Origin of the sequence: Streptomyces poriferorum, assembly GCF_019399235.1 — a bacterium.
In the GTDB taxonomy this organism is placed as follows: Bacteria; Actinomycetota; Actinomycetes; order Streptomycetales; family Streptomycetaceae; genus Streptomyces; species Streptomyces poriferorum.
The window spans coordinates 1-7099 of the sequence record NZ_JAELVH010000354.1; the positions used below are offsets into that span (position 1 = coordinate 1).

The window sequence follows — 7099 nt, forward strand, 5'->3', positions numbered from 1 at the left end:
GTTGTCGGGGGTTCCGTGGGGGGAACATGCATGCGGGTACGTCTCCTGAGTCGTGGTACGTGTGACACGACGAGCTCTTCGGAAAGCCTCTGAGAGCGCTCTCCGACGAGAGTCGATGCTTCCGCCGTCACCTGGGAAACGTCAAGAGGTGTGCAACAGAAGCCTCGTCCAACCTCTCCATGCGCAACAATTAACGCCAGCAGAAAGGCAATTGACCCGTTCTGCGCTCAGTTAGGAGTGCGGTTGGCTTCAGGAGATTGACGAGATCGTCCAGCCGAGCGCCCGCCTTTCGGGGGCGGGCGACCCGGCTGTTCCAGCACGCCGCCCGCCGCCGCCGGACGACCCGCGGCGACCCGCGGCGACCCGCGACGACCATCAACGAGCTGCAATGAGCGGCAACGAGCGACGAAGAGCGGGAACGAGTGGTGGCGAGCGACGGGAGTGGCAACGAGCGGCGCCGAGAGAGCCTCAGGCCATGACGACCGAGTAGCTGTCCAGGGTGACCCAGGTGATGTCGTTCGAGGCCGTGGCGCCGAAGACGGTGATCTTCCCTGCGGTGTTGACCTCCACCCGACAGGAGTTGACGCCGAGCGAGTTGTTGCGCGGGCAGACGCCGCGCATTGTCTTCGGCACGGTGATGGCCGCGGGCAGGGTGCCGAGCGCGGCGTCGGCCGTGAAGGCGCAGGTGAATCCGCCGCGCATCTGAAGGAAGTCCGTGCCGGCGATCTTCACCACGCGGGCGGCCGGGGCATCGGTTGCGGCGGTGACGGCCGCCGCGAGGACGATCGGCTGCCAGTCCTGGACGACGCTGATACCGCCGGGCACGTCGGCCGCGGCGGCAGGGGCGGCGATCATCGGGGCACTGACCGCCGCTGCGGGAACGGCCACGGCTGCGGTGAGCAGGGCACGGCGGCTGGTACGGCTCTGGGACATGTCTGATCCTCCGGGATCGTGGAAGCGTTGACGTGGCTGGGCGCCGGGAGACGGGCAACGGGCAACGGGAAACGAGTGACAGGCGACAAGCGACAGGCGACGGACGGCGGGCAACAGGCGGCAGACGGCAGGCGGCAGGCGGCGGGCGCCGGGCAACGGACGACAGGCTGCGGACGCCGGGCAACAGACGACAGGCGGCGGGCGACCGTCAGAGCCAGGCGGCCGAGAAGTTGTCGAGGTCGATCCAGGAGATCCTGTTGTCCGCGGTCGGGCCGAACACCGAGAGCTTTCCGGCTGAGTTGGCCTCGACCCGGCAGACGCAGCGGCCGTCATGGTTGTTGCGGGTGACGTTGGCCCGGACCGTACGGCTGGGTGTCAGCACCGGCGGAAGCTGTGCGAACTGGCCCTCGGCGGTGAGGTCGCAGTCGAAGCCGCCGCGGAGCTGGAGGTACGTCGTCCCGGCGAGGTTCACCAGGCGCCCGCGCGGGCTCATCACGCCCGTCTGCGCTGTCACTCCGGACACGGGTGGGATGGCCGTCCAGTCCGTCAGCAGCTTCACGCCCTGGACCGGGGCATCCGTGGAGAGGAAGCAGATCGTCTCCTCGCGCGGCGTGGTGTGGCTGCCGCTGAAGCCGAAGAGCAGCCGTGCCTCGTCACCCATCGGCTCGATGCACAGGCCTTCCGGCTCCCGGCGGTCCAGTCCCGGCACGGCGGTGATGTGCTGGGGCCCCGCCACGACGGAGCCGTCCGCCCAGGAGAGGGCGGTGAGATGGGTGTTGTTCTGGTCGGGGCTGCCCGTGTAGAGGTAGAGGTACTCGCCGAGCGACGCGAAGCCCTGGAAGGTGTCCCAGAGCGTGGGGACCTCCGCCTTCGAGGGGTGCGCGATCGTCCTGGTCGCGGTCCAGGTGACCTCACCCGTCACCGGGTCGATGGGGTACTGACTGAAGAAGTACCCCTGGGCGGTCTGGTACCTGACCGTGAGGCGGTGGTACACGGGATCGACGTTCGGAGCCGTGAAACGGGCATCCGCCGCGGGACGGAACGGTGCCGAGACGACGGACGACGTCATGGTGACCGTCTGCCCCGGCAGATAGGGCACCCGGGCGACGCGGGTCCCGAACTCCTTGTACAGCGGCCCGGCTTCGGTCCACAGGTACGTCTTGCCGCCGATGTGCTGCGCACCGATCTGATAGCCGTGACCGAAGCCGTTGAGGTGCATGTAGTCGATCGGGCGCCCGGTTGTGCGGTTCATGCGGTAGACGCACAGGTTGCCGTACTCCAGGGCATCCCGGATCTGCACCACGAAGAGATCGTGCGTGACCGGATCGACGGCCATGGCCTGACCCGCCCGCGTGTGCGTTTCATGGTCGAGCGGCGTGCCGCTGAGGATGCGGCCCCAGGGGCCCGCCAGATCTATGAGGTCCGAATGTGCCACGAAGAAGGTCCCCTCCCTTGCGGTCCGGTGTGGACCGCACGGTGGTGATCGTATGGCGGAGTTCGTCCGGATGGTGGCCTCCGCTCCGGATGGTGGCCTCCGCTCCGGAGGCGGTTCCCCCTGGCACGCGGCGGGCGTTCTCGCCGCTGGGCGCGGGCGCGGGCGCGGGCGCGGGCGGGAGCGGCCGCGGACGCGTGTGCGGACGGGCGAGGGAATCACCTGGCCGGCACCTTGGTCAGGTGGGGTGCCGGCCAGGAGTCATGGGGAGGGCGTGCGTCAGGAACGCGTGCCGGGGGCCCGGGTGATGCGGGCGATCGCCTCGGTCGTCAGGGCCCGGTCGTGAGGTTCCGTCTCCAGGGCGCGGTGGATGGACAGGCCCTCGATCAGGGCGTCCAGCTGACGTGCCGTCGCCGGGTCGAAGTGCCATTCGAGGGCGACGCGGCTGCGGCGCATCCACTCCCGGGTCAGTTCGCGGTAGGCGGGCTTGCGGGCGGCCAGGGTGTACAGCTCGTGGGTGAGGACGAGCTCGCGCTGGTTTCCGCCCGACAGGTGGTGGACCAGACCGGCGACCGCCTCCCTCGCCTCGTCGGGCGTGGTGGCCGCGCCGATCCGCTCCTCGAAGACGGCGACGATGCTGCTGGAGAAGCGCGTGAACGCCTCCCGCAGCAGCTCGTCCATGCCGCCGAAGTGGTACGTCATCGAGCCGAGCGGCACACCCGCACGCGCGGCGACCTTGCGGTGCGAGGTCCCGGCGACCCCCTCCTCCGCGATCAGGTCGAGCGCGGCGGTGATGATGCGCTCCCGCCGCTCGGGGTCGTTCTGTCCGGTCGCCACGGTGTTTCCTTCTGCCGAGAGTTCTAGATCGAGCGGATCACCCGGGCCGGGTTGCCGACCGCGACCACGTTGGCGGGGACGTCCTTGGTCACGACGGCTCCCGCGCCGATGACGCTGTTGTCCCCGATGGTCACCCCGGCCAGCACGATCGCGCCGCCGCCCAGCCAGACATTGTCGCCGATGGTGATCGGCCGCGCCGCCTCCAGCTTGTCCCGGCGCGGCTCCGGCTCCACAGGGTGGGTGGGGGTGAGCAGCTGGACGTTCGGCCCGATCTGGCAGTCGCGGCCGATCGTGATCGGGGCGACGTCCAGGGCGGTGAGGTTGTAGTTGATGAACGTGTCCTCGCCGACCGTGATGTACGAGCCGTAGTCCACGTACAGCGGCGGCCGGATGTGCGCACCCGCACCGAGACCGCCCAGCAGCTCGGCTACCACGGGCTGCGCGGCGTCGGGGTCCTCGGCGTACGCCGCCAGATACCGGGCGGCGAGGCGCACGGCGCGCCGCTGGGCCTCCACGATGGCCGGGTCGTCGGCGATGTAGAGGTCCCCGGCGAGCATCCGCTCATGGTTCGTACGCGGGTCTCCCGCGAAGTGGTCCGTCATGGGTACGATCGTACACTCCTGGGGCGTACGATCGTACGCTCCTGCTGAATCCCCTCCTGGACTGCCGAGGCCCGCTTCATGGATGCCGCCACACGCCGCCGGCGTGCCGCCCTGTTCCTCTTCATGCTCGCCGCCGGAACCGGCATGGCCTCCTGGGTGGCGCGCACCCCGGCGGTCAGGGACGGACTCGATGTGTCCACCGGTGCGATGGGCCTGGTGCTCTTCGGGCTCTCCACCGGTTCGATGGCCGGCGTGACCTCGTCCGGTCCGCTCGTCCGCCGTTACGGGGCACGGGCCGCCATCACCGTCGGTGCGGCGCTGATCGTCGCCGGGCTGCTGGTCGTAGCGGCGGGCACGGGCCTGGCGCTGGCGGGCGGGGTCTTCTGCGGACTGGCCCTGTTCGGCGGCGGGATGGGGCTGGCCGAGGTCGCGTTCAACATCGAGGGCGCGGACGTGGAACGGGTCATCGGCCGGCCCGTGCTGCCGGTTCTGCACGGCTGCTTCAGCCTGGGCACCGTGATCGGGGCGCTGCTCGGCATGGCGCTGACCGCGGCCGCGATACCGGTCGGCCTGCACCTGACGGCCGTCTCCCTGCTCGTCGCAGCCGCCGCGGTCCTGGCCGTCCGGGCGCTCCCGCACGGCACGGGCAAGGAGGCGGCCGGTATCTCCGGACCGGGCGGATGGCGGGGCCAGCTGGCCGTGTGGCGGGACCGGCGGCTCGTCCTCATCGGGGTGATCGTGCTGGCCATGGCCTTCGCGGAGGGCGCCGCCAACGACTGGCTGCCGCTGCTCATGGTGGACGGCTACGAGGTGAGCGCCACCGCCGGCTCGCTGACCTTCCTGGTCTTCGCCGCCTCGATGACCCTCGGCCGCTTCGCCGGCGGCCCCCTCCTGGAACGCTTCGGCCCCGTCCAGGTCGTCCGGATCAGCGCCGTCGTCGCCGCGCTGGGCCTGGCGGTGGTGATCGTTTCGCCGAGTCCGGCGATGGCGGGCGCGGCCACGGTGCTGTGGGGGCTGGGCGCCTCGCTCGGTTTCCCGGTCACCGTGTCCGCGGCGGGTGACCACCCGAGCGATGCGGCCGCGCGGGTCGGCGCGGTGTCCACCGCGGGCTACCTCGCCTTCCTCGTCGGTCCGCCCGCGCTCGGCTTCCTCGCCGACCACGTCGGACTCCGCCTCACGATGACGGTCGTCCTCGCCCTGCTGATCGTCGCGTCCACACTGGCCGGTGCGCTCGGGAAAGCCCCGCGCGCCGAGGCGAAGCCCGTCACCGCGTAGGGCCTCTCGTCCGGATCGGGCGGGGCCAGCGGGGGCCGGCCCGGTCCGAACGAAAGACGCCGAGGGCTGTCCCGCCAGGAACGGCGGGACAGTCCTCAGCTCGGTCCCCGGTCCCACACCTCGGTGCTGTGCGCCGCGACCAGCGCGCCGATCCGCTCCAGCATCTCCGAGTCCGGCAGCGGGTCGAGGCGGCGGCCGTCCCGCAGGCGCAGCGCCACCAGGCCGTCCGCCGCCTCCGCCGCGCCGATGACCACCTGGTACGGCACCAGCCGGGCCTCCCGGATCCTGGCCCCCAGGCTGCCGCGCTCCCGGCCGGAGACCTCCGCGCGCAGCCCGAGCGCGGCACAACGTCCGGCCAGGGACTCGGCGTTCGGAAGTTCGGCGTCCGAGACCGGCAGGATCGCCAGCTGGACCGGTGAGAGCCAGGGCGGGAACGCGCCGCCGTGCTGCTCGATGAGGTGGGCGACGGCCCGCTCCACGCTGCCGATGATGCTGCGGTGGACCATGACCGGCCGGTGTTTCGCCCCGTCGGCGCCGATGTAGTGCAGATCGAACTGCTCCGGCTGGTGGAAGTCGACCTGGACGGTCGACAGGGTCGACTCGCGGCCCGCCGCGTCGGCGACCTGGACGTCGATCTTCGGCCCGTAGAACGCGGCCTCGCCCTCGACCGCCTCGTACGGCAGCCCGGACGCGTCGAGGACCTCGGCCAGCAGGGCGGTCGAGCGCTGCCACATCTCCGGCGCGGCGACGTACTTCCCGCCCGGCCCCGGCAGCGAGAGCCGGAACCGGGCCGGGCGGACGCCCAGCGCCTCGTACGCCCGTCGGATCATGTCCAGCGCGGCCCGCGCCTCCCCGGCGACCTGGTCAGGGGTGCAGAAGATGTGGGCGTCGTTCAGCTGGATGGCCCGGACCCGGGTCAGACCGCCGAGCACTCCGGAGAGCTCGGAGCGGTACATGCCGCCCAGCTCGGCCATGCGCAGGGGAAGCTCGCGGTAACTGTGTGCGCGGGAGCGGTAGATGACCGCGTGGTGCGGGCACAGGCTCGGCCTGAGCACGACCTGTTCGCCGCCCAGGTCCATCGGCGGGAACATGTCGTCGCTGTAGTGCGACCAGTGCCCCGAGATCTCGTACAGCTCCCGTTTGCCGAGCACCGGCGAATACACGTGCCGGTAGCCCGCCAGCCGCTCGGCGGTGCGGATGTACTCCTCCAGGGCGTGCCGCAGCGCCGCGCCGTCCGGCAGCCAGTACGGAAGCCCCGCGCCGATCAGCGGGTCGGTGTCGAACAGCTCCAGCTCACGGCCGAGCCTGCGGTGGTCGTGCATGGCGGTCTCCTCGCGTATGGAGGGCGAGTGACCGCAAGCAGAAGCCCCGGGGCACTCGCCCCGGGGCTTCGGACTGGTCAGCAGTCAGCGCGCCGGGACACTCTCCGGCGTCGTCGTCATCGCAGCGCGCTTGTTCACGCGGCGGACGCTAACAGGGGTCCGTGGTCCGTCGCACGGGGTTTTCCGCCGGGGGAGCACGTCGGCTCATCCCTTCTTGGCCGAGTCGAGGTGCGCGAACACGACGACGTTGTCCACGTAGTCCTTGGCCTTCTTGTCGTAGGTGCCGCCGCACGTGATCAGGCGCAACTGGGCGTCCGGGGTGTCGGCGTAGACCCGCTTGTCGGGGAACTTCGCCTTGCTGAACGTCTCGACGGTGTCGACCTTGAACGTGGCCACCGTGCCGTCCGTACGCGTGATGTCGACCGTGGATCCGGGCCGCAGGAACCGCAGCTGGAGGAAGACGGCCGGGCCGGTCATCGTGTCCACGTGGCCCGCGACGATCGACGCGCCGCGTTCGCCGGGCGTCACGCCGCCCTGGAACCAGCCCACCAGGTTCTTGTCGTTCGGGGGAGGGGCGTCCAGGCGGCCGGAGGCCCCGATCGACAGCGGGGTGAACGGGGCGTCCACCGCGATGGCGGGGATCTTCAGCCGCTTCGGTACGGAACGGGCCAGGGCCGGCGCGGTGGTGGGGGAGGGAG

7 protein-coding genes are annotated in these 7099 nt (G+C 71.2%); 1 reads left to right on the plus strand and 6 read right to left on the minus strand.

The window, feature by feature from the left end; all coding sequences use genetic code 11:
• Positions 1-468: 468 nt before the first annotated feature.
• The 4 genes from JGS39_RS35490 to JGS39_RS35505 all read right to left on the minus strand — a co-directional run bounded on the left by JGS39_RS35490 (position 469) and on the right by JGS39_RS35505 (position 3804).
• Complete coding sequence (locus tag JGS39_RS35490; RefSeq protein ID WP_219573881.1) at positions 469-933, minus strand: hypothetical protein; 465 nt, start codon at positions 931-933, stop codon at positions 469-471.
• A 208-nt stretch (positions 934-1141) separates the two neighbouring features.
• Positions 1142-2368, minus strand: a complete 1227-nt coding sequence (locus JGS39_RS35495) for a phage baseplate protein (RefSeq protein ID WP_219573882.1) — start codon at positions 2366-2368, stop codon at positions 1142-1144.
• A gap of 276 nt (positions 2369-2644) precedes the next feature.
• Positions 2645-3202, minus strand: coding sequence for a TetR/AcrR family transcriptional regulator (locus tag JGS39_RS35500; protein ID WP_219573883.1), 558 nt, complete (start codon positions 3200-3202; stop codon positions 2645-2647).
• Positions 3203-3225: 23 nt separating this feature from the next.
• Positions 3226-3804, minus strand: coding sequence for a sugar O-acetyltransferase (locus JGS39_RS35505; protein ID WP_219573884.1), 579 nt, complete (start codon positions 3802-3804; stop codon positions 3226-3228).
• Between the two features lie 78 nt (positions 3805-3882).
• On the opposite strand from JGS39_RS35505, the gene JGS39_RS35510 reads away from it, so the two are divergent.
• Positions 3883-5079, plus strand: a complete 1197-nt coding sequence (locus JGS39_RS35510) for an MFS transporter (RefSeq protein ID WP_219573885.1) — start codon at positions 3883-3885, stop codon at positions 5077-5079.
• 95 nt (positions 5080-5174) lie between these two features.
• On the opposite strand, the gene thrS is transcribed toward JGS39_RS35510, so the two are convergent.
• Positions 5175-6419 (minus strand): threonine--tRNA ligase, encoded by a 1245-nt coding sequence (thrS, locus tag JGS39_RS35515; RefSeq protein ID WP_308120902.1) that lies wholly within the window; start codon positions 6417-6419, stop codon positions 5175-5177.
• A 186-nt stretch (positions 6420-6605) separates the two neighbouring features.
• A partial coding sequence (locus JGS39_RS35520) for a class F sortase (protein WP_219573887.1) occupies positions 6606-7099 on the minus strand: 494 nt, incomplete at its 5' end.

Coding starts and splice junctions, on each gene's coding strand:
- JGS39_RS35490 (WP_219573881.1), bottom strand. CDS start 933: ATGTCCCAGAGCCGTACCAGCCGCCGTGCCCTGCTCACCGCAGCCGTG.
- JGS39_RS35505 (WP_219573884.1), bottom strand. CDS start 3,804: ATGACGGACCACTTCGCGGGAGACCCGCGTACGAACCATGAGCGGATG.
- JGS39_RS35510 (WP_219573885.1), top strand. CDS start 3,883: ATGGATGCCGCCACACGCCGCCGGCGTGCCGCCCTGTTCCTCTTCATG.